The organism is Shewanella sp. BJSY2023SW005, from assembly GCF_047314585.1.
Classification (GTDB): Bacteria; Pseudomonadota; Gammaproteobacteria; order Enterobacterales; family Shewanellaceae; genus Shewanella; species Shewanella algae.
Map to the genome: position 1 here is coordinate 66,091 of NZ_JBKORJ010000029.1, position 25,658 is coordinate 91,748.

A 25,658-nucleotide genomic window follows, 5' to 3' on the forward strand; every position below is an offset into this window, starting at 1 on the left:
ACTGCCATGAAAACTACACAACAGTTTTGAAGTTCTTGGTTTTCATATTTACCGGGGTAAATACTTCCTGAAAACGAGGCATATTTTAGTGACAGAATGTGTCAGCAACAAGCGAGAAAAACTACGTCATGAGATAAGTAAAACTAATGTCACAAAGGTGATGCAGGTCACGTAAATGCACTTATAGCCCGTGTTTCGCTTCTTTACTCAATGTGGGTGCATAAATCTGCAATTTATATAATTAATCCTTGTTGCCGTTTTATTAACATTTGTCATTGTTCAATCCTTGCACAGATTGTCATTTGACGATTGTGTCGGTTTTTTTTGCTTGTATAGTACTTTGCAAGTCGCTGCGTTTGCATTTTTTGCTAAAACGCCGCTGTACGCCTCTTTATTTAGTCGGACAGGAAGTTTCCATGACAATAACTACAAAATTGGCTCGCCCTATGCTGTTGGCTGTAGGCTTGAGCCTGGCGCTCGGCGCCTGCCAGAGCACAGATACCCCAAATGGCCAGAGCTCGCTGGCTGCCGTTAAGTCCCAGTATCCGGCGACCCGCGCCGAAGTGCTGGTTGAAAATATTCACGGTGTTCAGGTTGCCGATCCTTATCGTCACCTGGAAGAAAGCACCCCGGAAACCGAAGCCTGGGTTAAGGCTCAGCAAGCTTACGGACAGGAGTATCTGTCGGCTATCCCCAACAAGCAGGCGGTAGTCGACAGGATCACCACCCTGTGGAACTACGAAAAAATCTCTGCCCCCTTTGAAAAGGGTGACAACACCTTCTATTACCGCAACGACGGCCTGCAGGCCCAGTCAGTGCTCTATGTCAAAGACAAGCAGGGGAATGAGAAGGTGTTGCTGGATCCCAACGCTTTCTCCGACAAGGGCACAGTTGCCCTGTCCGGCGTGTCAGTGAGTGACGATGGCAAGGTGCTGGCCTATGGTGTCTCCGAGTCCGGCTCCGACTGGCAACAGTGGCAGTTTATGGATATTGCCAGCGGCAAACTGCTCAGCGACAAACTGGAGTGGATCAAGTTCTCCTCTGCCGTGTGGGATCATGCCAACGAAGGCGTATTCTATGCCCGCTATGATGCCCCGGCCGGCGGTGACAAGATGGCCGATGTCAACTTCAACCAAAAGGTTTACTACCATAAGCTGGGCACAGATCAGAGCCAGGACAAGCTGGTTTATGAAAGGCCACAAAACAAGGACTGGGGCTTTGGTATCGGTGTTTCTGAAGACGGTGACTATCTGCTGCTGTCCATCTCTCAAGGGACCGACAGCCGCAACCGCTTCTTCTATAAGTCACTCAAAGATCCAAAAGCGGAAGTGGTCGAGCTGATTTCCGAGTTGGAAGCCGAGTACAGCTTTATCGGCAACGACAAGTCAGTGTTCTATTTCAAGACAGATCTCGATGCCCCCAACGGCAAAGTGATTGCCATAGATTTGCGCCGCCCGGCCAAAAAAGACTGGAAGACAGTGATCCCTGAGACAAAGGATCCTATCGCCAGTGTCGGTATCATCAATGATCATCTGGTGGTGAGCTCACTGCATGATGTGCTGGGACAGCTGTCCATCTACTCCATGGGCGGCGTCAAACGCCAGGACGTGACTCTGCCGGGCAAAGGCAAGATTGCCGGTCCATACGGCAAGCGCAGCAAAGACTACTTCTATTACACCTTCAACAGTTATGTGCAGCCGCAGACCACCTATAAGTTTGACTTCAAGACAGGTGAGTCCGAGCTGTACCAGAGCCCTAAAATCGCCTTCAATCCGGATGATTATGTATCCGAGCAGGTGTTCTACACCAGCAAGGACGGTACCAAGGTGCCCATGATGCTGTCTTACAAGAAAGGGCTGAAGAAAGACGGCACCAACCCGACACTCCTGTACGCCTATGGTGGTTTTGCCATCTCCATGACCCCAAGATTCAGCCCGGCCAATATCGCCTGGTTGGATATGGGCGGCATCTATGCTGTGCCCAGCCTGCGTGGCGGCGCCGAATATGGTGAGAGCTGGCATCAGGCCGGTATGTTCGACAAGAAGCAAAATGTGTTTGACGACTATTTTGCCGCTGCCGAATACCTGCTGGACCAAGGCTATACCAACAAGAGCAAGCTTGGCGCCTATGGCCGCAGTAACGGTGGTTTGTTGATGGGGGCCGCCGTAACCCAAAGACCGGATCTGTTTGCCGCAGTGTTGCCCGCCGTAGGGGTACTGGATATGCTCAGATTCCACAAGTTCACCATAGGCTGGGCCTGGACCAGTGAATACGGCAGTGCCGACAATGCCGAGCAGTTCCCGGCGTTGCTGGCTTACTCGCCATATCACAACGTCAAGTCTCAGGCTTATCCTGCGACCATGGTGATGACAGCCGATCATGACGACAGGGTGGTGCCGCTGCACAGCTTCAAGTTTGCCGCCATGATGCAGGCCAAGCAGCAGGGGGATCAGCCGGTTATCATGCGTATCGAGTCCAATGCCGGTCACGGCGCCGGTAAACCCACGGCGATGAAGATAGATGAAGCGGCGGATATCTTCACCTTCCTGTGGCACAACTTTGGCTTGACCCTGCCGAGCAAAATCGACGGTTAAGCTTAAGTTAAGCCTTGAAAAAATAAACTGGGGCCTGCGGGCCCCTTTGCTTTTTCCGCCATTCACAAGCGGATTGTGGATAAGGTATAGTAGGCCTCACTTTTGGCGCATTAAAAGCAAGTGGAAGCATGTTTCGTTGGCCTATCACTGTCTATTATGAAGACACAGACGCGGGTGGGGTGGTTTACCATTCCAACTATTTGAAATTTTTTGAAAGAGCCCGAAGTGAGTGGCTCAGGTCTATGTCGGTGAGCCAAACCGCCCTGTTGCAGCAGGATATCGCCTTTGTGGTACGCCACGCCGAGCTGGATTTCTGCAAGGCGGCGCGATTTGAGCAGAACCTTTGGGTGGAAACCCGTGTCTCAGAAGTGAAGCGGGCATCTTTGGTGTTTGAACAGCGCCTGGTAGATGCCGAGGGTGAGTGTTATTGCGCAGCCAGTATTCTGGTTGCCTGTATTTCGCTCGAGCGCATGCGGCCATTAGCCATTCCCCAACACATATTGCAGGAGTTTAAAAAAGGTGGAAGCTGAGATTTCGTTTATTGGATTGTTCATGCAGGCCAGTCTGTTGGTAAAACTGGTGATGCTCACCTTATTGTCTCTGTCTATCGCGTCCTGGGCTGTGATAATCCAGAGGCGCAAACTCCTGAAAGCGGCCAGGCAAAATGCCGAACGCTTCGAAGAGAAGTTTTGGTCCGGTGTGGATCTCAATCGTTTGTACCAGGAGCTGTCGGCGCGCCAGGAAAGTAACTCAGGGCTTGAGTCCATGTTCGTATCCGGCTTTAAGGAATACGCCCGCCTGTCGAAACTGAACGGCCGGGTGCCAGAAGCCATTATGGATGGCAGCTATCGCGCCATGCGGATCTCCCTCTCCAAAGAGTTGGATAAGCTGGAAACCCATCTGCCACTCTTGGCAACCATAGGCTCCACCAGTCCCTATATCGGCCTGTTTGGTACAGTTTGGGGGATCATGAACTCCTTTATCGCCTTGGGCGCGGTTGAAAATGCCACTCTGGCCATGGTGGCACCGGGTATTGCCGAAGCGCTTATCGCTACCGCCATGGGCCTGTTCGCCGCTATTCCTGCGGTTATCGCCTATAACAGATTCTCCACTCAGGTGGAAAAGGTCGAGTCTTCCTACGCCAACTTTATGGAAGAGTTCTCGGGCATATTGCATCGTCAGGCATACAGCGATAAGGAAGCCGTATGATGCAGGGATATCAGCGCAAGCGTCGTCGCCCCGTCGCTGAAATCAATGTGGTGCCCTATATCGACGTGATGTTGGTGCTGCTGATCATCTTTATGGTGACGGCGCCGATTGTGACTCAGGGGGTGAAAGTGGACTTGCCTCAGGGTAAGGCCGAGCCGCTGCCCGCCGACAGCAAGCCGCCTGTGGTGGCCTCCATCAATGCCGAGGGTGAGTATTTTCTCGACTTGGGTGGCTCACCCAATAATGAAGTGCTGGATCTGGAAGAGATCAGCACCCGGGTTAGCGCCATCATCAAGATGGAGCCGGATCGCCCCGTGGTGGTCAAGGGCGATCGCGCCATTCCCTACGAGCGGGTAATCCAACTGATGGTGTCGCTGCAAAATGCCGGCGTGCCTTCGGTCGGTTTGATGACAGATTCGCCAGAGGAGAAGTAAGTGGCTGGGAAATCTGATTTTACTGTCCCCTTTATCATCTCAGCTGTGCTGCATATCGGGGTTATTGCGATTCTGGCCATGGGCGTGGACTTTCAGGACAAACCCAAATTGCCGACACCACAGGCTCAGTCTGCGCCTGTGCAGGCAGTGGTGGTCGATCAGCAGAAAGTGGATGACTATGTCCAGAAGCTGAAACAGGACAAGGCCGCCGCCGAGCGCCGTGAGCGCGAGCGGCAGCAGGAGCTGGATCGCAAGGCCAATGAAGCCAAAAAGGCCCGTGAGCAGGAGCAGGAACGGATCCGCAAACTGGAAGTCGAGCGCAAGCAAAAAGAGCTGGAAACCCAGAAAGCTGCCGATGCTGCCAAGGCTGCCAAGCTGAAAGAGCAGCAGGAGAAAGAAAAGGCCCAGAAGGCCGAGGCCGAGCGTAAGGCCAAGGAGCAACAGCGTAAGGAAGCCGAAGAGGCTGCTCTTAAGGCAGAGCAGAAACGTAAGGCTGAAGAAGCCGCCGCCAAAAAAGCGGAAGAGGAGCGAAAACGCAAAGAAGCTGAGCGAAAGGCCAAAGAAGAAGCCGAGCGTAAACGCAAGGCCGAGGAAGAGGCCCGTCGCCGTCAGGAGCAGGAGTTGGCCGATGCGCTGGCCGCCGAGCAAGCCGCCTTGTCTGCTACCCGTAATCGTCAGGTTATGAGTGAAGTCGACCGTTACCGGGCGATGATCACCGCCACTATTCAGCGCAATCTGGTGGTGGATGAGTCTATGCGGGGTAAAGTCTGTAAGGTCAAGGTGCGTCTGGCCAAAGACGGCTTTGTCACCAACAGCCAGATCATCGAAGGGGATCCTGTGGTATGTCGCGCCGCCAAGGCCGCCATCAACAAGGCCGGGCGTTTGCCGGTTTCCCAGGAGCCTGATGTGTATCAACTGATGAAAGAGATTAATTTAGAAGTCAGACCGGAATTCAACTAAGGGAGCCCCATGAAACGAATTGCCAAGAGTCTTATCTGTTTGCTGGCTGTGCTGGTGCTGCCGGCAAAGGCGGCACTGGATATAGTGATCACCGAAGGGGTGGACGCCGCGCGTCCCATCGCCGTGGTGCCATTTGTCTGGCAGGGCACTGGACCGGCCCCAGAGTCGATTTCGGATGTGGTGATGTCCGATTTAACCCGCAGCGGTACCTTCAAGCCACTGGATGAATTGTCATTGGGTCAGCGCGCCATCAGCAAGATGGACGAATTCAATGCCGCCGCCTGGAAAAATGTCTCTGCCGAAGCCGTGGTGATGGGTTATGTGAAACCCTATGGCGCCGGTAAGTATCTGGTGAGCTTTGATTTGGTGGATCTGGTGAAGGCGCAGATGCAGTCCGGTGGTCCTCAGTCCCGCAGCGAACTCTTGCTGGATAGCCGCGAAACCGTTATCAGCGAAGCACAGTTCCGCCAGTATGGTCACAGGATCAGCGATATAGTCTACGAGAAGCTGACCGGGATCCGCGGCGCCTTTTTGACTCGTATCGCCTATGTGGTGGTTAATCACCAGGAGAAGAATCCCTACCGTCTGATGATTGCCGACTACGACGGCTACAATGAACAGATGTTGCTGCGCTCGCCTGAGCCTTTGATGTCTCCTGCCTGGTCTCCGGACGGGCGCAAGCTGGCTTATGTCAGTTTCGAAAACAAAAAGGCCGAAGTATTTGTCCAGGATATCTATAGCCAAAGCCGTACCAAGGTTACCAGCTTCCCCGGTATCAACGGTTCGCCGAGCTTCTCGCCCGATGGCAGCAAGCTGGCGGTGACTCTGTCCCGTGATGGCCAACCTGAAGTCTACGTGGTGGATATTGCGACAGGTGCGCTCAAGCGGATCACCAACCACTATGCCATTGATACTGAAGCCACTTGGTTCCCCGATGGCAAGTCGCTGCTGTTCACCTCCGAGCGGGGTGGCAGGCCCCAGCTATATCAGGTAGAGTTGGCCTCAGGCAAGGTGACCCGCCTGACATTTGAAGGCGAGTGGAACCTGGGGGGGACTGTGACCCCTGATGGCCGCAGTATGATTTTCGTCAACAGAACCAACGGCAAATACAATATTGCCCGTATGGATCTGCAGACGCGTTTTATGCAGGTGTTGACCTCAACCCGGCTCGATGAATCACCCAGCGTTGCCCCTAACGGCACCATGGTGATTTATGGCACCACCTATAACGGCAAGCAGGTGCTGGCAGCGGTATCTGTCGATGGCCGTTTCAAGGCGCGGTTGCCAGTGGGACAGGGTGAGGTGAAATCACCCGCTTGGTCACCGTTTCTATAACTTATATTTCAGAAGGATAACATGATGGATCTCAACAAGTTGTTTAAGGCAATCGTAATCGCTGCGCCATTACTGGCTCTGGGTGCCTGTAGCTCAACTTCAGAATCAGAAACGGACGCCAGCGGTTCGACAACTTCCGGTAGCGAGTACGGCAATGGTGCCGGCGGCGTGGAAATCGGTGGCGCCAATCCGGTTTTGAGCCCGGAAGAGCAGCAGCGCCTCAAGTTCCAGGAACTGCGTAAAGAACACATCATCTACTTTGATTTTGACCGCAGTGAAGTGCAGACAGAATTTGCTGAAATTCTGGAAGCCCACGGTACTTATCTGGTTGAACATCCTAACGTACGCGTGTTGATCGAAGGCCACGCCGACGAGCGTGGTACTCCGGAGTACAACATAGCTCTGGGTGAGCGCCGCGCCAAGGCTGTAGCCAAGTACCTGCAGGGTATGGGGGTACTGCCAAGCCAGATGAGCATTGTCAGCTATGGTGAAGAGAAGCCTCTGGATATGAGCCACACAGACGAAGGTTTTGCCAAGAACCGTCGCGCTGTGCTGGTGTACTGATCCCGGCATTAGAGGGACATTGAAGAATGAAGAAAGCCGTTATCATCACGGCCATGCTTCTGGGAACTGGGGTCGCTTATGCGGCCCCAGCGCCCGTTGAAGACATTGGCGGCGGTTCCAGTGAGGATCGCATCGCCCGCCTTGAGCGGATCATCAAGGCCCGTCAGCAAGCTGAGTTTGAGACCATGCGCAGAATGGATACTCTGCAGCAGGAGGTGCTGGAACTCCGAGGCCTGACCGAACAACAGAACTATCAGATAAACCAGATGTTGCAGCGTCAGCGCCAGCTCTATGACGAAATCGCCAACCTGCAAAGCAAGCCTGCAGCGCCCGCCGTCAGCCAAACTCCATCCAATGTGGTGGCCAGTTCGTCTTTGTCCGAGACCGACAGCTATCAAAGGGCGGTCGATCTGGTACTGAAAGAGCGCCAGTACGACGCAGCAATTCCGGCATTTCGTGACTTTATCAAGCAGTACCCCAATTCGGGCTTTGCCGATAACGCCAACTATTGGCTTGGCCAACTGCTCTATAATAAGAATGAATTTGCCGAAGCCAAAACCGCTTTTGCCAATGTGGTCGATAACTTCAAAGAATCGGGTAAGCGGGCCGACAGTCTGGTTAAACTTGGGCTGATTGCCGAAAAAACCGGCGATAAAACGGCGGCAAAGAACTACTATCAGCAAGTGGTGAAACAGTACGCAAACAGCGCTGCAGCAAGGATTGCACAGCAGCAATTGGCGGCAATTAAACCATGATTTAACTAAAAAACATCCGCCCAGTTTGTTTTTCATGCAAACAACAAAAAATCGGGAATTTACACTTGCATGAGAATCACAAAGCGGTATTATAGGCGCCCTCAGCACGGCATGGCCTGCTGAGGCGAAACTTGAATGGGTCGTTAGCTCAGTCGGTAGAGCAGTTGGCTTTTAACCAATTGGTCGAAGGTTCGAATCCTTCACGACCCACCAACTTCATGTTTCGTAAACCTTTTAGTGGGTCGTTAGCTCAGTCGGTAGAGCAGTTGGCTTTTAACCAATTGGTCGAAGGTTCGAATCCTTCACGACCCACCACTGATTTATTGCGGTCTGCCTCGGCAGTCAATGTCGGGTCGTTAGCTCAGTCGGTAGAGCAGTTGGCTTTTAACCAATTGGTCGAAGGTTCGAATCCTTCACGACCCACCATCGCAATCCAAATCAAACAATCTGGCAGTATATCCGTGGGTCGTTAGCTCAGTCGGTAGAGCAGTTGGCTTTTAACCAATTGGTCGAAGGTTCGAATCCTTCACGACCCACCACTTGCCTGAGAATAGGGTGACACCCAGATGGGTCGTTAGCTCAGTCGGTAGAGCAGTTGGCTTTTAACCAATTGGTCGAAGGTTCGAATCCTTCACGACCCACCATTTCTCAGCGTGCTGCAAAGGTAGATCTTCCTGCGGGTCGTTAGCTCAGTCGGTAGAGCAGTTGGCTTTTAACCAATTGGTCGAAGGTTCGAATCCTTCACGACCCACCATCAGGAAAGATAGACCACAACATTCAGTGGGTCGTTAGCTCAGTCGGTAGAGCAGTTGGCTTTTAACCAATTGGTCGAAGGTTCGAATCCTTCACGACCCACCACTGAATGCTCAATCTGTATGGGTCGTTAGCTCAGTCGGTAGAGCAGTTGGCTTTTAACCAATTGGTCGAAGGTTCGAATCCTTCACGACCCACCATCCAGAACTCCGCTTGAAAACGCCAAGCTCACCAATATCCAGCTTCAGTCGATTCGCTTTGATATCCAAGCTAATTTAGCCAATACTTTTCTACTTTTGTCTCATAGACCTATTGCCAATGTTTCAATTCTGTTAAACATCGGATAGTGCTTCTTGCTTTCTCAATCTGTCTTGGCCGTTGTGTTTTTTGCCGGATGGATTGGCATAACAACAAGGAGACAATCCAAGATGAAACAAGCAAGACTCACCGGGGTGTGCGCTGCAACCCTTCTGGCTCTGGGTGGTTTGGGGACGGTTCAGGCATCGGTATTGGAAAAGACTGACGTGCAGTTTGGCGGCTATCTCAAGGCCGATATCATGTTCAGCGATTACAGTAATGGCGCGCCCGACTCCAACAACGTCTCACGCCAGTTCTATGTGCCCGGCGCCATCTATGGGGTAGGTGGCAACGGCAATCAGGTGACCGACTTCCAGGCGCGGGAAACCCGTTTTAACTTCAAGACGGTAACAGATCTCGACGGCCACACTCTCACCGGCTTTATTGAGCTGGACTTCATGACTCATACCGATGGTGATGAGCGGGTATCCAACAGCTATTCACCGCGCATTCGTCACGCCTTTATCAGCTATGACAACTGGACCATAGGCCAGACCTGGACCACCTTTATGAACCCGGGGGCACTGCCGGAAAACCTCGACTTTGTCGGTGCCACCGAAGGTACGCCCTTTGCCCGTCAGGCGCAGCTGAGATACAGCAATGGTGGCTTTCAAATCGCCATTGAAAACCCGGAAACTACCATTACTCCCTATGGCGGTGGCAGCCGGATCACCAGTGGCAATGGGGTTATGCCGGATCTTATCGCCCGATATAACTTCAAGACCTCTGGTGGCGCTAGTTTCTCTGTGATGGGGATGCTGAGGCAGCTCGAGCTTGAGACCCGTATCGCCAATCAGGATATAGACAGCACTGAGCTCGGCTATGGCGCCAGCGTGGCCGGGATCATTCCTGTGGGCCGTGATGATATCCGTTTCACCGCCACCTATGGCGAAGGCCTGGGCCGCTATGTGGCGCTGAACTTTGCCAATGGCGCGGTACTGGACAACAACAACGACCTGCAGGCGATAGAATCCTACTCAGGCTTTGTGTCTTATCGTCATTGGTGGAACGAGCAGTGGCGCTCAAGCTTTACCTTGTCTGCTTTCAGCGCCGATAACGATGTGTCTCTGACCGGAAGCAGCGCCAATAAGGAATCCTATTCAGGTTATATCAACCTGCTTTACTCGCCGGTGAAGGCACTGACCTTTGGGGTAGAGTATATGTATGCCAAGAACGAGCGGGAAAATGGCACAGATGGTGAGCTTAACCGGGTCACCTTCTCGGCCAAATACGTGCTCTAACCCTTGTTGCGACCGGGAGCTGTGACTCCCTACTTGTGACTCCCTATTTATACTCTTAGCCAAGCCACCTCAGGGTGGCTTGCTTTTTTACTCTGGCCCTAAATATCAGGCAATTGTGAAATCTGCCTCAAAGGTTTAGGGGCTGTAATGAATGACATGGTTCCCCTTCATTGCAAATTCCGGTCATAGAGGTTCATCAACGCCAGAAGCAGGCAATGGCCCATTATGTTGGTTATCGTTGCGCTGAGCTTGCCAAACACTAATTCGCTATTCATGCCATTGATAACATTTGAGAAGTCATTCTTCACATGTTAATGCTTCGGGGTCAACTGGAGAGGTACCTGAAATGTATGAGCGGCTTACGTCGGTAACCCGTTTAAGCCGATTCTGGGGCAAGCTGAAAGTAAAAAAATGCCCCTCCAGGAGGGGCAATAGGAGGAAGTAAGCTTTTACTCTGTACGGTTGAGTCGCGACTCAATCAGAGTATCAATCACGGCTGGGTCGGCCAGAGTTGATGCATCTCCAAGGTTGGTTATCTCGTTGGCGGCAATCTTGCGCAGGAAGCGGCGCATGATCTTGCCGGAGCGGGTCTTGGGCAGGCCGCCGGCGAATTGGATAAGATCCGGGGTCGCCAGGGCGCCAATCTCTTTGCGCACCCATTGTCTCAGCTGTTGTCTCAGCTCTTCGGTGGCTTCTATGCCCTTGGTCAGCGTGACATAGGCGTAGATCCCCTGGCCCTTGATGTCATGGGGGTAACCCACAACCGCAGCCTCGGCCACCAGATCGTGCGCCACCAGTGCGCTTTCAATCTCGGCGGTACCCAACCGGTGACCGGAGACGTTAATCACGTCATCGACCCGGCCGGTGATCCAGTAGTAGCCGTCTTCATCACGGCGGGCACCGTCACCGGTGAAATACATGCCGCGGAAGGTTTTGAAGTAGGTCAGGGCAAAGCGCTCATGATCACCGTAAACCGTGCGCATCTGTCCCGGCCAGGAATCCAGCATCACCAGGTTGCCCTCGGTAGCGCCTTCCAGAATATTGCCCATATTGTCTACCAGCGCAGGTTGCACCCCGAAGAAGGGACGGGTGGCCGAGCCAGGCTTGGTGTCCGTTGCACCGGGCAGCGGGCTGATAAGAATGCCGCCGGTTTCGGTTTGCCACCAGGTATCGACAATCGGGCAATGCTCATGACCTATGACCTCGTGATACCAGCGCCAGGCCTCAGGGTTGATGGGTTCGCCCACAGAGCCCATGATCCGCAGCGAGCTGCCGTCAAACTGGTCAAATTGCTCCTTACCTTCGGCCATCAGGGCACGGATAAGCGTGGGGGCCGTGTAGAGTATGTTGACCTGATGGCGGTCAATCATCTCGCCCAGGCGGGCAGGGCTTGGGTAGTTGGGCACACCTTCGTGAATAAGCACTGTGGCGCCATTGGCCAGCGGGCCGTAAATCATATAGCTGTGGCCGGTGATCCAGCCCACATCTGCGGTGCACCAGTAGACTTCGCCCTGCTTGTAGTCGAACACATATTCGTGGGTCATAGAGGCGTACACCATGTAGCCGCCCGTAGTGTGCAGTACACCCTTGGGGTTACCGGTAGAGCCTGAGGTGTAGAGCAGGAACAATGGATCCTCGGCGCCCATCTCTTCCACTTCGCAATGCTCGGAAGCGGTTTCGGTCAGCGATTCCCACCAGACATCACGACCATCGACCCAGTTGATATCATTGCCGGTGCGTTTGAGCACTATCACCTTCTCAACCGTGGTGACATCCGGATGGGCCAGCGCCTCGTCGATGTTGCGCTTGAGTGGGATGGCCCGGCCACCACGCAGACCTTCGTCTGCGGTCAAAATTACCTTGGAGCGGCCATCTATGATACGTGAAGCGATGGAATCCGGGGAAAAACCACCAAATACCACGGAATGCACGGCGCCGATGCGGGCACAGGCCAGCATGGCGATGGCGGCTTCCGGCACCATGGGCATATACATGGTGACCACGTCACCGCGGCGCACGCCCTGGCTTTTGAGGGCGTTGGCAAATTTGCACACTTCTGTGTGCAGCTGGCTGTAGCTAAGGGTGCGTTGATCTTTGGCATCATCGCCTTCCCAGATGATGGCGGTTTGGTCGCCAAGTTTTTCCAGATGGCGGTCGAGGCAGTTGGCCGAGGCGTTCAGTGTGCCGTCGTAGAACCAGTTGATGGACAGGTTGTGATCGTCAAATGAGGTTTTCTTGACTTTGGTATAGGGCTTGATCCAGTCGATACGTTTTCCATGTTCACGCCAGAAACCTTCGGGGTTAACCACGGACTCCTGGTACATTTTCTTATATTTTTCATCATTTACCAGTGCATTGGCCGCAATTGCTGCGGGCACTTTATAAAGAGACTGAGTGCTCATTTGGCTTCCCTTTGTTTTTGTCATGCGTGAGCCAAAGTATGGGATGCTTGCCGGTGCCGTCTCTATTAGACATTGGTCTAGTTCTGAAAAAATGTTATTTATTAACCGGTTATTGCGTTTAAAACGAACAGCTTGAAGTGCTTGAGCCGGCGCCGTTTTTTAGGGAAGGTGTGAATAAGTCCTCGCGGCACTCTGGCTTACACAGCAATTGGCGTTCAAGGCATCTGACTGAAGGCATGCCGGGGCCTGTCGAAGTCGGATAACGCAGAGAGCCGGTTGCTGTGTAAGCCCCGAAGGGCGTGGCTTACAGGCCTGCCTGCTGTGTTGTGCTTCTTACAAAGGACTAAGGCCATTTGCTGCGAACCACGCCTTGCATCCATGCCCGTAAGCCGACACAGAGCACGCATGGGACTTGTTCGCACCTTCCTTAGCTTTTCAGGGCATTGAAAGCCGCCTGAAAACGCCGGGTTTCAGCCTCTGTAAAGTAAGGAAAACGTAAACGTGGACCAAGGCAGCGGTTCATCAAAGCCATTGGCTGGTGTAATCTAGCCGGGATAACAACAGTCGCCGACGGATACGGCGACAATAAAGAGAACCCTATGAATCTGACCCTTTTTGTGGCGGTGATCGCCGTCTGTTATGTCTGTTTGCTGTTTCTGCTTGCCTGGGGCGCGGAGCGTTGGTTCAGTGGTGTCACCCGCAGGTTGCAGAAATGGATCTACGCCCTCAGTCTGGCGGTGTATTGCTCTTCCTGGAGTTTTCTCGGCACGGTTGGCCAGTCGGCCAATGACTTTTGGTCCTATCTGCATATCTTTATCGGCCCCATCATTATTTTTACCCTGGGCTTTGGCATGCTGCGCAAAATGGTGGTGGTGTCCAAGGCGCAAAATATCACCTCGGTGGCCGACTTTATCGCCGCCCGCTACGGCAAGTCGCAGCCGCTGGCGGTGATCATCACTCTCATTGCCCTGTTCGGCATCATGCCCTATATCGCGCTGCAGCTGAAAGCCATGGTATTCAGCCTAAGCCTGTTCCAAAGCCCGGATGATCCGCTCGATGGCGCCAAAGTCGCGCTTATCATCGCCGTGCTGCTGGCCATCTTTGCCATCCTCTTCGGCACCCGCAAACTGGATGCCACCGAGCATAATCCGGGGATGATGCTGGCTATCGCCTTTGAATCTTTGGTGAAACTGGCCGCCTTTGTGTTGGTGGGCGGCATAGTGGTCTTCGGGGTATTTGGCGGCTTTGGCGACCTCTGGAGCCAGGCCAGCGCCAAGGGGGTAATAGTCAATCCCAATCTAAGGCTCGAAGCGCTGATGCCCGAGCTGATAGTCGGCATGGCGGCTTTTCTCTGTATGCCGCGCCAGTTCCACGTAATGGTGGTCGAGGCAGAAGGCGAGCAGACACTGTCCAAGGCGCGCTGGTTGTTCCCTCTCTATATCGGCCTGTTCGGCCTGTTTGTCGGGCCGCTTGCACTGGCGGGCAAGGTGCTGCTCGGCGACAGTGTCTCTGCCGATACCTATGTGATCAATCTGCCGCTGGCGCTGGACGCACCTTGGCTGGCGATAGTGGCGCTGCTGGGAACCCTCTCGGCCGCCACCGGTATGGTGATAGTGGCTGTGGTGACCATCAGTGTGATGATAAGCAACGAGTGGCTGGTGCCGGTACTCTTGCGTACCGGGCAGATCCGCCGCAAGAACTTCAGCCAGTTTTCCCAGCAACTGCTCTATGCCAGACGTCTCTCCATCGCGCTGATCTTGGCTTTCGGGTATTTCAGTTACCTGAGCTTTGAGAGCAGTGATTCTCTGTCCAACCTGGGTATGCTGTCTTTCGGCGCCTTTGCCCAATTGGCACCGGCCTTGGTGGGCGGGCTCTACTGGAAACATGGCAATCGCGCCGGGGTGTTTCTCGGCATGGCGGCGGGCTTCGGTCTGTGGGGCTTTTTGCTGCTCAAGGGCTCGGGCGCTTGGGAAGGCGTGCTGGCAGGTCAATTTGAACTGTTAAAGGCGCTTAAGCCCAATGTCAACGATACCCTGTTGGCACTCGGCGCCAACCTGATTGGCTATATCGGCGGCTCTATCTGGCTGCGCGCCGGCTTGGTGGAGCGTATTCAGGCCAGCGCCTTTGTCACCCCGGGTGAGCTCAAAAACACAGGTAATCGCAAGACAGGCCCCATCAGTCAGCAGGACTTGCTTATCCTGGCCAGCCGCTTTGTCAGCCCGACCCGGGCCTATGAGAGTTTCTCGCGCTTTTCTGCCGATGCGGTGCGCAGCGACAGCTGGCACAAGACCGCATCACCCGAGCTTATTGCCCATACCGAGCACATGCTGGCCGGGGTGCTGGGGGCTTCCAGCGCCTCTTTGGTGATGGACTCAGTGTTGCAGGGGCGGGATCTGGCCCTCGATGAAGTCTTCAGCCTGGTGGATGAGGCCTCATCGAAGATTATTCTCAGTCAGGACATGCTGCGCGCCGCCATAGAACACGCCTACGAGGGTATGAGCGTGGTGGACAAAGATCTCAACCTGGTGGCCTGGAACTACCGCTATGTAGAGCTTTACGACTATCCGGAAGATTTCCTGCAACCGGGCATGTCCATCAGCGAGGTGATACGTTTCAATGCCTCCCGCGGCTACTGCGGCCCGGGGGATGTGAACGAGCATGTCGAGCGCCGGGTACAGCATATGCGTAACGGCACCGCCCACAGCTCAGAGCGGCGCAGGCGCGATGGCAAGGTGATCAAGATTCAGGGCAATCCCATGCCGGACGGCGGCTTTGTGATGACCTTTACCGACATTACCCAATATCGTGAGCAGCAACAGGCGCTGGAGCAGGTTAACGAGACCCTGGAGGCCAGAGTCAAGGAGCGCACCTATGAGCTGGCGCTGCTCAACAGCAAGCTGCTCGAAGCCAAGGCCCAGGAGGAGATGGCCAACGCTTCCAAGAGCCGTTTCCTGGCGGCGGTAGGGCATGACTTAATGCAGCCGCTCAATGCGGCCAGGCTGTTTACCGCCTCTTTGAGTCAGTATCCCGGGCTGGACAGGGAAGGGCGGCTGACCCTCTCCCATGTCAACAGCTCACTGAAAACCGCCGGTGAACTGCTGACCGATCTTTTGGATATCTCCAAGCTGGATTCCGGCATGGTGGAGGTAAAACGGCGCGACTTTGCCATCTCCGAAGTGCTCAACGCCCTGGCGGTGGAGTTTGAGGCCATGGCCAAAGACTGCCAGATCCGCTTTGCCATGATGCCCTGCAGTCTGACGGTCAATTCAGACCCTTCACTGCTGCGGCGGGTGCTGCAGAACTTTCTCACCAACGCCTATCGCTATGCCAAGGGCGGACGGGTGCTGATGGGCTGTCGTCGCCGCGGCAGTGAGCTTGAGGTGCAAGTGCTGGATACCGGCTGCGGCATCGAAGCCGGGCAGCTTAGGGAGATATTTCACGAGTTCAAGCGCCTGGATAACCCCCATTCCAACAGTGTCAACGGCCTGGGGCTTGGGCTGGCGATAGCCGACAGAATAAGCAAGGTGCTGGAGCATGATATCCGTGTATCTTCGGTGCAGGGCAAGGGCTCTGTATTTGCCATTCGGGTGCCGCTTGGGGCCACTGTCAGCGTGCCGCAACCCAAGGCCATCTCTTCTGTGTTGCAGCCGCTCGCCGGGGTCAAGGTGCTGTGTATCGACAACGAAGAGGCTATCCTCGCCGGGCTCGAAAGCCTGTTGAGCCGCTGGCAGTGCGAGGTGATCTGCGCCCGGGATCTGAGTGATGCCAGGATCAAGCTGGGGCTCAAAGGGGTGGCGCCGGATATCATGCTGGCGGATTATCATCTGGATAAGGGCCAAAACGGCGTCGATGCCATGGATGAGCTCAGGGCGCTGTATGGACAACATCTGCCCGGCATTTTGATCACCGCCAATACCCGTAAGGATCTGGTGGAGGATGTCGAGCGCCGCGGTTACCACTATATGGCCAAGATGATTAAACCGGCGGCGCTCAGGGCCTTGATCTCCAGCCTGGTGAAGAAGGCGTAATTCAAAGGCTCAGTGAAATAGCCTATGGAAACAGGGCCTGATTTATCGGCAATAAATCAGGCTCTGTATTTTAGCGGGTGACTTCTGTCTGTGTCTGCGTCAGTGTATGTGCTTGCGCCAGAACCCCGGCGTATCCTGCCGCTCGCCAAGGGCGATAAGCCAGGCCGTAGCTCAAGGTCGCCATGGTCCAACCGATAAGGGCGCTGGCGATATCGTGCGATAAAAAGTGGGCGCCGCGAAACTCCTGACACAGACTGAACACGGCGCCTATCAGCAATACCGCGCCGAGTAACTTAAAGCGCCATTTCGGCTTCAAGACCAACGCCAGATAATAAAGTCCCACCCAGGCAAAGGCGCCGCTGGAGTGGCCGCCGGGGAAACACTGGCCCAATTCAGTGTCAACGCTCAGGCTCATGGGGAAGGGCAGATAAGGCTGCTGGCCACCAAATAAACTGAGATCCCAGGGGCAGGCAACATTGGTCATGCTCTTGCCGATACGCACCAAAAGCACGGTTGCCAGGGCGCTTATAAACAGCATCAGCAAGGGCCGGCGCCAGCGCTTCATTGAGGCTTTGAAACTGCTTAAAACCAGGGTCGACAGCAACACAACTGCCGCCAGCACCACCAGATCCCGTCCTCCTGTGTGCAGCAGTTTGTCTGCAACAAAGGCATGGCGCCAGGGCCAGGCTGTGTCGGTGCCCTCAAATGCCAACATCCACTGTGCCAGCAGCAGGTCGGCATTAGTGATGTGCAGCAAGATAAGCACGCCAAGCCCTACCGATAACGGCAACAGCAGATGATGTTTGAACCAGTGTTGAAAACTCAGCGGGTGGCTTGCAATGGGCATTGTGATTCCTGTGACATAGTGCGAGTTGAGACAGAGTCGCAGCTGAGATCTGCGAAATAAAAAGCCTGAAAAAGTGGGCGTTGAATTCATGGCGTTGAACTCATGGCCCGGTTGGTGGATAGGCATTATTTTGGCCGGCTCAGATTAAGGTCTGCTTAAGGTCGGGGGTTTTTGTCTCAATCGCCCGGAATGGCGTATTGCAATGAGTTGAAACAAAACCTTTTTTGCGTATTTTTTTACCACTGGTTATGTTACAGGGGTAGCTCTGCTATGGCGCTGGTTAAGTTGCGGTTTTGGCGGGGGATCCCCACAGGTTTGCTGGTATTCAAATACAAGGAACAGGAATGAAGCTCAATAAACTCTTTTGGCTGACGGCCCTTGCGCTAGGCAGCCCCAATTTGCTGGCTGCCGAGGCCAAACTCCTGCGGGAGCCGGATCTTCGCGGTGATACTCTGGTGTTTTCCTACGCCAAGGATATCTGGAAAGTGTCGCTCAAGGGCGGCGAGGCGGTGCGCCTCACCAGTTTCCAGGGGCAGGAGATGCAACCCAAGCTGTCGCCGGACGGCAAATGGGTGGCCTTTACCGGCGACTATGAGGGCAATCAGGATATCTACCTGCTGCCGATTGCCGGTGGCGAGCCCAAACGCCTGACCTTCCACCCGGATGTGGATCAACTGGTGGGCTGGAGCCCGGACAGCAAGTCGGTATTGCTGCGATCCGGCAGGGCCAATGCCCCGAGGGGCTGGCAGCAGCTGTTTACCCTGTCCATCGAGGGCGGCAATCCCAAGCCTTTACCCATGAACCGCGCCTTTGACGGCAGTTTCTCTGCCGATGGCAAGCAGCTGGTTTACCGCCGCGCCGGTCTTTGGGATCCGGGCTGGCGTAACTACCGCGGCGGCCAGAATCAGCCGCTCAGGTTGATTTCGCTCGATAGCCTGGAGGAAAAAGATCTGCCCTGGGACAACACCCAGGATCTCGAGCCCCAGTGGCACGGCGACTATATCTATTTCCTCTCCAACCGCTCTCAGGTCACCAATATCTTTCGGGTAGCGGTCAAGGGCGGCGAGCCGGAACAGGTGACTCATTACCGGGATGCCGATGTCAAAGGCTTTACCATGGATAACGACACTCTGGTATACGAATACCGCGGTGAGCTGGTGAAAAAATCGCTGGCCAACACCAATTCCAACGACAAGGATGAGGCACTGGCCATCAGCCTGCATGCCGATTTCCCCTGGGTGCGGCCACGCTTTGAAGAGGTTGAAAAGCAGATAGAGTCGGCGGCCATTTCGCCTACCGGTAAGCGCGCCCTGTTTGTGGCCCGCGGCGATGTATTTACCGTGCCCGTGGAGCACGGCGATGCCCGTAATCTTACTGAAAGCTCAGACAGCCGCGAAGTGGGTGCCGCCTGGTCCAACGGCGGCAAACAGCTGGCCTGGTTCTCCGACAAGAGCGGGGAATATCGCCTGGTGATAGCCGATCAACTCGGCAAACCGCAGCAAGAGATCAAACTGGCCGAAAAGGGCTTCTATAGCGGGCTTATCTGGTCGCCCGATGATAAACAGCTGGTGTTCAGCGATCAGCGCCAGCAACTTTGGCTGGCAGACTTGTCCAAGGGCAAGGCGCAGGTTATCGACAGCCAGCCGGTAGTGAACCCTGACTGGGAAATGGCTCCCAGCTGGTCGCCTGACAGCCGTTATCTGGCTTACAGCAAGCAGGATGACAGCTTCTTCCGCAGTCTCTACCTGTTCGATACCCGCAATAATCAGAGTAACAGAATTACCCAGGGCATGGCCGATGTGCGTTACCCAGTGTGGGACAGCGCTGGCGACAAGCTCTATTTTGCCGCCAGTACCGACTATGGCCCTCACGCCGCCTGGTTGGATATGACCTCGGTTGCCTTCACCCCGACTTACGGCCTCTATACCATGCTGCTCAATACCCGCACCGAGGCGCCCATGCTGCCAAGAAGCGACGAGGAAGAGGGCAGCGGTACTGAAGAGGAAGCCAAAGGCTCAGATGCGCCGCCTGCGGTGCGAATCGATCTCAACGGTATAGCGCAGCGGGTGCTGCCTCTGGGGGAGAGCGGTAAAATTCACAGCCTGAGTGCCGGTAAGCCAGGTGAGCTGTTCTATATGCAGGATTTGGATGAAACCACAGAGCTTCGCAAGTACAGCACTGAGGAACGTAAGGCCGATACCCTGGCCGGTGATGTGGATGAGTATCATCTGAGCCACGACGGCGAGAGCCTGCTGGTGAAAATTGGCGACAGCTGGCAGCAATTTGCCGGCGCCGCACCGATGGGGGACGATGCCAAGACGCTCAACGTCAAGCTGACGGCCCGTATCGATCCCAAGGCCGAATGGCAGCAAATCTTCCGCGAAGCCTGGCGCTTCCAGCGCGATTACTTCTATGTCAGTAATCTGCACGGCGCCGATTGGGACGCGGTATACAAGGAGTTCCAGCCACTGGTCGCCCATGTGCGCCACGGTGCCGACATGACCTATCTGCTCGATAACATGGGCGCCGAAACCTCTGTGGGCCACTCCTTTACCAATGATGGCGATTTGCCGGAAATTGCCGACAACCGCACCGGTCTGCTCGGCGCCGATGTTGAGGCGACCGACAAGGGTTACCGCTTCAGCCGCATCTATCGCGGCGAAAACTGGTATCCGGCTGACCAAGGCAGTGCGCCGCTGGCTCTCTATCCCCAGGTCAAGGCGGGCCAGTATCTGCTGGCAGTTAACGGCAAACCTCTGGATAACAAGGCCAACTTCTATCAGGCCTTCCAGGGGACTCTCGGCAAACAGACTCGTCTCAGTATCAGCCCGGATGGCAGCGACAAAAAAGCCTTTGAGGTGACTGTGGTGCCAACGGCCAGCGAACAGGCATTGAGACGTAACGCCTGGGTCGAGGATAACCGCAAGCGGGTGGATGAAGCTTCCGGCGGCAAACTGGCTTATGTTTGGGTTCCGGACACGGGTGAGAACGGTTTCAGTTACTTCAACCGCTACTTCTTCGCCCAGAATCAGCGCCAGGGGGTGATCATAGATGAGCGCTTCAACCACGGCGGTTACATTGCCGAGTACATCATAGATGTGCTGCGCCGCGAGCGTAACGGTTACTTCAATAACCAGATGGCCGGCGATCACCCCATGACCAGCCCGGGCAGCGGTATCTGGGGGCCCAAGGTAATGTTGATCAACGAAGTCTCTGGTTCGGGCGGCGACATGCTCCCTTATATGTTCCGCTATTACCAAGTGGGCAAGCTGGTGGGCAAACGCACCTGGGGTGGCCTGGTCGGCATCTGGGGTGTGCCTTCCCTGATGGATGGCGGCCATATCACGGCGCCACGCAGCGGTTTCTTCAGTATCGACGGCCAGTGGCGGGTCGAGAACGAAGGTGTGGCCCCGGATGTGGAAGTCGAGCAGTGGACCAAAGATACAGCCAAAGGCATAGATCCTCAGCTGGAAAAGGCCATCGCCATTGCCTTGGATGAGCTGAAATCCGCCGCGCCGGTGAAGCTGCCACAACCCGCCGATCCTGTGCGGGTGCCTCAGGTGAAATGACTTTGATTAAATCGCTCTGATGAAATAGCTCAGGGGAAACTAGCCCAACAACTTGCGCCGCTTGCCTTAGTCTTACAGGCAAGCGGCGCTTTTTGTTGGAAAACTATCAAAATTCAGCCAATTATTTTGTAAAAAATAACCAAGACAGGCTTTTATGGCTTTTGTCAAAAACTTGACCTATGGCTAATTGTTTTAACAAACGGGACTGGGTATTGTGTAACTAATTCAGGTGCTTATCTTAAGCCTTTACTTAAGCTGGAAGCTGTTGCATTTTTCTGTTTTCAGCGGAATTCAGGGACGAACAACATTCGCGCCCGTGCGGTAGCTATGAGGGTTACTCAGCTTTTGTAGAACGCTTGCTCATCGAATAAAGATAGTAGCTATGATTAACTTGGCGCTTCAAATCAGTTGATCTAAAGGGCTTACGGTTCCGGCATAGTGCTGGCCAAGCACATGTGTGTATATTTGGGTTGTTTTCAGATCATTGTGCCCCAACAGCTCTTGGACGCTTCTGATGTCTCGGCCAGCCTGCAACAGATGAGTCGCGAAGGAATGCCTGAAGGTATGGCATGTGACCCTTTTCGCAATACCTGACTTGATTACTGCGGCGCTGAGGGCTTTCCGAATGACGCTTTGATGTAAATGGTGTCTACACATAGTCTGTGTGTAAGGGTGTTGGCTAATGGCCGTTGAGGGGAAAACAAACATCCATCCCGGACGTCTATATGCAGAGGGATACTTACGCTCCAGAGCGTAGGGTAAAGATGGGCCAATTCCTCTTTCGTTATCACGCGACTGTAAAGTATGAGCTTGTTCCATAAACACAGGTAATTGAGATGCACAGCGTTGGCTTAATATCGTCTGCCTGTCTTTACGTCCTTTACCGTCCCGTATGGTTAAGGCCAATTGAACGAGATCAATATCCTGGATCCGTAACCTAAGGCATTCAGATACTCTGAGTCCACTGCCATAGAGTAATTCAATGATCAACCTGTCACGCCCGCACAACTGCTGAAGGATGAGCTTGATTTCATCCGGGTGCAATACTGTTGGGAGTTGTCGTTGCTTACTGGCGTAACGAAAACCTAAGTTGCCTAGTTCTTGATGCAAGTGCTTGTGATATAAGTAAACTAATGCATTCAACGCCATCTTTTGGGTATTGATTGCCACATTACGTTGGTTGGCAATGTAACTCAAAAACTGGCCAACTTCGTTCGTTCCCATAGTCTCTGGGTGGCGTTTATCGTGAAATAGAATAAAAGCCTTGATCCAATAGAGATAGGCTTTCTCAGTCTTAACACTGTAACCGCGCATCCGCATGGTTTCCCGAACAGAAGTTAAAAAAGGACTTGGACTGGTCATTGCGAGCACCTGGATACTGTTTTTTTATACAGTATTATTGAGATTTTGACAAAATGCCCAGAAATTTGGAGATAATTTTGCGCGTTATTTCTGCAATATCACAAAAAATAACTTAAAATTCATAAAGATATAAAACCATTTTGATAGATAATAGGTTTGGAAACCGCGCATGCGCGTTTTGCTGCAAGGGATATTCGGGCTAAACTCTATTATATTTAACTAATACAAAGAGATAGCGATGCGCGTTTACACTCCTCCGATGACTAAAACGCGCATGCGCACTATACAGCTGTTATGCGTAAAAGAGTATGAATCAAGTAATTGAAGATGAAATGGAAATTCTCTGGTCTGATTTCGAAGACTATGACGTCGATCAGAAGCTTGAGGCATTCGAAAGACTGAAGGCTTCAGTCACAGAAGGAGACTTACCTAGACTCGTAGAGCTATTGAAGTCTGAAAGAAATGATTTCTGGGTGCGTGAGTTACTTTCAGATCCAATATCAGATCTTGGTGGCACTAAATACTTGCTTGAGTTATTTGATGCTCTTGAGCTGAATGAACGAGAGGGTCACGATAACGATGGCTTTAACCACTGTCTTACTGAAATAGCTTGGTCAGACCCAAAAGGGTGTAAGAAAGAATTAGCTAGTTTATTGGCACAGCCAAACTTTCGCCACCGGGAGGTTGCAGAATGGCTATTAACATTCTGCGAGTAATTACGCATAACAAATCAATCAACTTCGCGCCTACGGCGCCGGACGCGCTAAAGCGCGCCGGTTATTGAGGCGTTATGTTTCACTATGAATGAGCTGCTCACATACCTCGAAGAATGGAAGAATTCCAAATCAAAAATATTTAGAGCTGAAGGCTATGCCGTTTTCATCACAGAAGAACTAGGTGATTCCGTTAAAGCTCGTTATGTTGAAATAGATGGAAATGGGTTACTTGCTAGAGCCACTCTGTGGGAGAGAGGGAATCTAGTAGTGGAGGCTATGGATGTCAAAACAGAAGCGCAAGTGCTACAAGAAGCCTTTGAAACAACTGAGCCCTGGCAGCTCGATGACAAGTTAAACTGGTGGCTCAGCGAGGTAGAAACCTATGAGCCCTAAAAACATAACAATCAGCGGCAGAGCGACAGCCAACGCTACGCACCTTTTGTGTTACTCGCTGTCGCTCAAACATTAACACAAAATGTGCTCCGCGCTGGCTGCGCCTGCGCTGGGCGTTAAAGCTCTACACATCAGAATTTGAGAATTACGAGATGGAATGGGACTACGAAAGAAAAAAAGAAAAGGAAGTCGAGATTCAAGAATCTATTGAATGCCATCTTCGTGAGGTAGGCATTGAAGAAGCTCAAATACAAATCACTGCAAGAGAATTTTTTGAGAAGGCTATACAGGTCACGCCGCCTGAAAAAGAGCAGGTGTATATGCATCTGGTTACCTTGGCACCATCTGGACGTGGCGGCGGTCGTAGCTCCAAACTAGGTAATATTAGGCTTAATGTCCGCACTTTGTTTGAAGCTGTTTCAAATAGCGTTTTTACCGTAATTTCTGCAACGCAAGCACCTTGGGCAATACCCTTTGCCGCAATATTGCTATGGAATAGCATATGGAGGAATACCCAAATAGATTTATCGGAAGCGGAAGCTGTCACTCTCTGGGTTATGTGGCAGATTAAAGATTCAAATAAGAATGTAAAATCCGAAGATCTTAAACCGGCCATTGATAATCATGCCCGAAAATACGAAAGACAAACTCTTTCCGAGGCGGATATAAAACATGCACTTAAAAAACTCAATGAGATAGGGTGCATAAAAGCGGCTAAATCGGCAAGTAATACCTGGTGGCTATGTGAATGGATTTCGCCTTCTTACCGATAAGGCTTTAACAAACGCGTCAATTAGGACGCTCGCAAGCTCGCGCCTATTACGCGGGCGTTAGTTTTTTCGGAGAGTTATGGACGATTACGTAAAGTCTGTGAAAGAAGGTCTTGAAGAATCAAGAAAATTCTTTGGCAACAAAAATAAGCCCGCGCGTGAACTACAGGGCGGGATTCCACTTTGCTTATATCTTAACCAAATAACAACTCTGAGCGAAATGTAGGACTCCAACCAGCACGGCGGCGCTTACCTGCCAGACTGTCTTTTTTGCCTTGGTGCTGCCTTATCGCACTCAGAGCCGCTCGGTTAAATAGGGCGAGATGCTTTGCGCCATCAGGATCCGTTACCTTCAGCGCATCTTCGCGGAAGACCACATCCAGCACCCAATGGAGCTGATTTTCTACCCCCCAATGCTCTCGAATAGTCCTCGCGGCCTCTTCGGCATTGAGCGGTAAGGAACTGACATACCAGCGTGAAGAACATGATGTTATTCCATCGACTGTCCGTTCACTGGCAACTTCGATAAATGAGGTGATGTGCGGCCACTTTTTCTTAAGTTCCGCTGATAATTCTGCTTCTATCTGCATGACTGTTCGGCGCTCCCTGCGGCCATGACCCATGTTGAACTGCTCAAATATAGCCAGTTCTGGCTGCTCATACGCTTTACTGAAGCTGGTTTTGACTGCTTCAAATAATCCCGGCTGGTTCGACTTGAGCTGAATAATGAAATCACCGTTCCCCTGTTTAATTTTGTTCATGGTAGACACCTGACAATGCAGTGCATCCAGCGTCAGAACGGCATTATCCAGTGCCATAGCATCAATCATGTTGCGGGCGACTTCAGCTTCTTTCCCTTTAGAATGTGAACTGTCTTGGTAAAGTGTAATGCCGTTGCCGACATCAAATGCGCTGACAACATGGAGTGCATTCTTAGCATCCTCACTCCACGCCCCGCGCAGGGTTTTTCCATCCAGCGCGATAACGGTTTTCCCTTCCGTTTGCCGTTGCTCATTGATCCAGCCAAATATGGCTTGAAGGAGCAGTTCGCTGTCCAATGCTTTGATTATATTACTGATACAATGCCTTTTAGGGATGCCATTTTCAAATTTTCGGTACAGACGGAGCCAATCTAGCTGTTCTTCTCCGAATTCCTGAATGGACTTCCACCCAGTCGCACCGCTGAGGATAGCACTGAGTGTCAGGAACACCACATCCACTAAATTATGCTTTAGATTGATGTCCTTACGGGGATCGGTAATCTGTTCTAGTTGTTTCAAAAGGGTCATGGTCATCTGTGGATTAAGGGCAAGGCAGATCAGATCATGACCAACCGTAAAAGTTCAATTTAAAGTGGGATCCCGCCCTG

General features: G+C 53.0%; 18 protein-coding genes and 8 tRNA genes. 22 read left to right on the forward strand and 4 right to left on the reverse strand.

Features of this window, described 5'->3' with window-relative positions; translation table 11 throughout:
- The first annotated feature begins 416 nt into the window (after positions 1-416).
- From ACMHXI_RS09330 to ACMHXI_RS09410, 17 genes are all read left to right on the forward strand, one after another.
- Positions 417-2,594, forward strand: a complete 2,178-nt coding sequence (locus ACMHXI_RS09330; protein ID WP_109248712.1) for a prolyl oligopeptidase family serine peptidase — start codon at positions 417-419, stop codon at positions 2,592-2,594.
- 128 nt (positions 2,595-2,722) lie between these two features.
- Positions 2,723-3,124, forward strand: a complete 402-nt coding sequence (gene ybgC, locus ACMHXI_RS09335) for a tol-pal system-associated acyl-CoA thioesterase (RefSeq protein WP_025011952.1) — start codon at positions 2,723-2,725, stop codon at positions 3,122-3,124.
- A complete protein-coding gene (tolQ, locus tag ACMHXI_RS09340) occupies positions 3,114-3,803 on the forward strand; it encodes a protein TolQ (protein ID WP_025011953.1) in 690 nt (229 codons plus the stop codon). Before ybgC ends, tolQ begins: the two co-directional genes overlap by 11 nt.
- Entirely contained in the window at positions 3,800-4,237 is a 438-nt protein-coding gene (tolR, locus tag ACMHXI_RS09345; RefSeq protein ID WP_025011954.1) for a protein TolR, read from the forward strand. The genes tolQ and tolR overlap by 4 nt, the downstream gene beginning before the upstream one ends.
- Positions 4,238-5,197 (forward strand): cell envelope integrity protein TolA, encoded by a 960-nt coding sequence (gene tolA, locus ACMHXI_RS09350; RefSeq protein WP_107353582.1) that lies wholly within the window; start codon positions 4,238-4,240, stop codon positions 5,195-5,197.
- Between the two features lie 9 nt (positions 5,198-5,206).
- Positions 5,207-6,532: a Tol-Pal system beta propeller repeat protein TolB gene (tolB, locus tag ACMHXI_RS09355; RefSeq protein WP_028781641.1), complete on the forward strand. Its 1,326-nt coding sequence runs from the start codon at positions 5,207-5,209 to the stop codon at positions 6,530-6,532.
- Between the two features lie 24 nt (positions 6,533-6,556).
- Positions 6,557-7,096 (forward strand): peptidoglycan-associated lipoprotein Pal, encoded by a 540-nt coding sequence (gene pal / locus ACMHXI_RS09360; RefSeq protein WP_025889363.1) that lies wholly within the window; start codon positions 6,557-6,559, stop codon positions 7,094-7,096.
- Positions 7,097-7,122: 26 nt separating this feature from the next.
- Positions 7,123-7,851 (forward strand): tol-pal system protein YbgF, encoded by a 729-nt coding sequence (gene ybgF, locus ACMHXI_RS09365; protein WP_025011957.1) that lies wholly within the window; start codon positions 7,123-7,125, stop codon positions 7,849-7,851.
- 137 nt (positions 7,852-7,988) lie between these two features.
- A tRNA-Lys gene (locus ACMHXI_RS09370) sits at positions 7,989-8,064 on the forward strand.
- Positions 8,065-8,090: 26 nt separating this feature from the next.
- Positions 8,091-8,166 (forward strand) — tRNA-Lys (locus ACMHXI_RS09375).
- A gap of 35 nt (positions 8,167-8,201) precedes the next feature.
- Positions 8,202-8,277 (forward strand) — tRNA-Lys (locus ACMHXI_RS09380).
- Positions 8,278-8,314: 37 nt separating this feature from the next.
- A tRNA-Lys gene (locus ACMHXI_RS09385) sits at positions 8,315-8,390 on the forward strand.
- Between the two features lie 29 nt (positions 8,391-8,419).
- Positions 8,420-8,495: transfer RNA gene (locus ACMHXI_RS09390), tRNA-Lys, on the forward strand.
- A gap of 34 nt (positions 8,496-8,529) precedes the next feature.
- A tRNA-Lys gene (locus ACMHXI_RS09395) sits at positions 8,530-8,605 on the forward strand.
- A gap of 28 nt (positions 8,606-8,633) precedes the next feature.
- Positions 8,634-8,709: transfer RNA gene (locus ACMHXI_RS09400), tRNA-Lys, on the forward strand.
- 19 nt (positions 8,710-8,728) lie between these two features.
- A tRNA-Lys gene (locus ACMHXI_RS09405) sits at positions 8,729-8,804 on the forward strand.
- Between the two features lie 228 nt (positions 8,805-9,032).
- The gene (locus tag ACMHXI_RS09410; protein ID WP_413734746.1) at positions 9,033-10,202 is read left to right on the forward strand and encodes a DcaP family trimeric outer membrane transporter; all 1,170 of its coding nucleotides are present in this window, start codon (positions 9,033-9,035) and stop codon (positions 10,200-10,202) included.
- 449 nt (positions 10,203-10,651) lie between these two features.
- On the opposite strand, the gene acs is transcribed toward ACMHXI_RS09410, so the two are convergent.
- The gene (acs, locus tag ACMHXI_RS09415; RefSeq protein WP_044734647.1) at positions 10,652-12,604 is read right to left on the reverse strand and encodes an acetate--CoA ligase; all 1,953 of its coding nucleotides are present in this window, start codon (positions 12,602-12,604) and stop codon (positions 10,652-10,654) included.
- Positions 12,605-13,203: 599 nt separating this feature from the next.
- On the opposite strand from acs, the gene ACMHXI_RS09420 reads away from it, so the two are divergent.
- The gene (locus ACMHXI_RS09420) at positions 13,204-16,632 is read left to right on the forward strand and encodes a PAS domain-containing hybrid sensor histidine kinase/response regulator (protein ID WP_093983219.1); all 3,429 of its coding nucleotides are present in this window, start codon (positions 13,204-13,206) and stop codon (positions 16,630-16,632) included.
- Positions 16,633-16,702: 70 nt separating this feature from the next.
- Here ACMHXI_RS09420 and ACMHXI_RS09425 read toward each other — a convergent pair whose 3' ends face one another.
- Positions 16,703-17,479, reverse strand: a complete 777-nt coding sequence (locus tag ACMHXI_RS09425) for a phosphatase PAP2 family protein (RefSeq protein ID WP_413734749.1) — start codon at positions 17,477-17,479, stop codon at positions 16,703-16,705.
- A gap of 344 nt (positions 17,480-17,823) precedes the next feature.
- Between ACMHXI_RS09425 and ACMHXI_RS09430 the strand changes: the two genes are divergently transcribed.
- On the forward strand, positions 17,824-21,048 hold the full coding sequence (locus ACMHXI_RS09430) for a S41 family peptidase (RefSeq protein WP_335919988.1): 3,225 nt from the start codon (positions 17,824-17,826) through the stop codon (positions 21,046-21,048).
- A 399-nt stretch (positions 21,049-21,447) separates the two neighbouring features.
- Here ACMHXI_RS09430 and ACMHXI_RS09435 read toward each other — a convergent pair whose 3' ends face one another.
- Complete coding sequence (locus ACMHXI_RS09435; protein ID WP_101057580.1) at positions 21,448-22,410, reverse strand: integron integrase; 963 nt, start codon at positions 22,408-22,410, stop codon at positions 21,448-21,450.
- A 308-nt stretch (positions 22,411-22,718) separates the two neighbouring features.
- Here ACMHXI_RS09435 and ACMHXI_RS09440 point away from each other — a divergent pair, with 308 nt between their 5' ends.
- The 3 genes from ACMHXI_RS09440 to ACMHXI_RS09450 all read left to right on the forward strand — a co-directional run bounded on the left by ACMHXI_RS09440 (position 22,719) and on the right by ACMHXI_RS09450 (position 24,292).
- A complete protein-coding gene (locus ACMHXI_RS09440) occupies positions 22,719-23,126 on the forward strand; it encodes a hypothetical protein (protein WP_413734751.1) in 408 nt (135 codons plus the stop codon).
- Between the two features lie 84 nt (positions 23,127-23,210).
- A complete protein-coding gene (locus ACMHXI_RS09445) occupies positions 23,211-23,519 on the forward strand; it encodes a hypothetical protein (protein WP_413734753.1) in 309 nt (102 codons plus the stop codon).
- A 152-nt stretch (positions 23,520-23,671) separates the two neighbouring features.
- Positions 23,672-24,292: a hypothetical protein gene (locus tag ACMHXI_RS09450; protein ID WP_413734755.1), complete on the forward strand. Its 621-nt coding sequence runs from the start codon at positions 23,672-23,674 to the stop codon at positions 24,290-24,292.
- 191 nt (positions 24,293-24,483) lie between these two features.
- Here ACMHXI_RS09450 and ACMHXI_RS09455 read toward each other — a convergent pair whose 3' ends face one another.
- Positions 24,484-25,578, reverse strand: coding sequence for an ISAs1 family transposase (locus tag ACMHXI_RS09455; protein ID WP_109248997.1), 1,095 nt, complete (start codon positions 25,576-25,578; stop codon positions 24,484-24,486).
- Positions 25,579-25,658: the final 80 nt, after the last annotated feature.

Excerpts from the sequence above, each read along its gene's own strand:
- ACMHXI_RS09420 (WP_093983219.1), top strand. The coding sequence starts at position 13,204 with ATGAATCTGACCCTTTTTGTGGCGGTGATCGCCGTCTGTTATGTCTGT.
- ACMHXI_RS09455 (WP_109248997.1), bottom strand. The coding sequence starts at position 25,578 with ATGACCCTTTTGAAACAACTAGAACAGATTACCGATCCCCGTAAGGAC.
- pal (WP_025889363.1), top strand. The coding sequence starts at position 6,557 with ATGGATCTCAACAAGTTGTTTAAGGCAATCGTAATCGCTGCGCCATTA.
- ACMHXI_RS09430 (WP_335919988.1), top strand. The coding sequence starts at position 17,824 with ATGAAGCTCAATAAACTCTTTTGGCTGACGGCCCTTGCGCTAGGCAGC.
- ACMHXI_RS09435 (WP_101057580.1), bottom strand. The coding sequence starts at position 22,410 with ATGACCAGTCCAAGTCCTTTTTTAACTTCTGTTCGGGAAACCATGCGG.
- ACMHXI_RS09440 (WP_413734751.1), top strand. The coding sequence starts at position 22,719 with ATGAATCAAGTAATTGAAGATGAAATGGAAATTCTCTGGTCTGATTTC.
- ACMHXI_RS09445 (WP_413734753.1), top strand. The coding sequence starts at position 23,211 with ATGAATGAGCTGCTCACATACCTCGAAGAATGGAAGAATTCCAAATCA.
- acs (WP_044734647.1), bottom strand. The coding sequence starts at position 12,604 with ATGAGCACTCAGTCTCTTTATAAAGTGCCCGCAGCAATTGCGGCCAAT.
- ACMHXI_RS09450 (WP_413734755.1), top strand. The coding sequence starts at position 23,672 with ATGGAATGGGACTACGAAAGAAAAAAAGAAAAGGAAGTCGAGATTCAA.
- ACMHXI_RS09410 (WP_413734746.1), top strand. The coding sequence starts at position 9,033 with ATGAAACAAGCAAGACTCACCGGGGTGTGCGCTGCAACCCTTCTGGCT.
- tolR (WP_025011954.1), top strand. The coding sequence starts at position 3,800 with ATGATGCAGGGATATCAGCGCAAGCGTCGTCGCCCCGTCGCTGAAATC.
- ybgF (WP_025011957.1), top strand. The coding sequence starts at position 7,123 with ATGAAGAAAGCCGTTATCATCACGGCCATGCTTCTGGGAACTGGGGTC.
- tolB (WP_028781641.1), top strand. The coding sequence starts at position 5,207 with ATGAAACGAATTGCCAAGAGTCTTATCTGTTTGCTGGCTGTGCTGGTG.
- ybgC (WP_025011952.1), top strand. The coding sequence starts at position 2,723 with ATGTTTCGTTGGCCTATCACTGTCTATTATGAAGACACAGACGCGGGT.
- ACMHXI_RS09330 (WP_109248712.1), top strand. The coding sequence starts at position 417 with ATGACAATAACTACAAAATTGGCTCGCCCTATGCTGTTGGCTGTAGGC.
- ACMHXI_RS09425 (WP_413734749.1), bottom strand. The coding sequence starts at position 17,479 with ATGCCCATTGCAAGCCACCCGCTGAGTTTTCAACACTGGTTCAAACAT.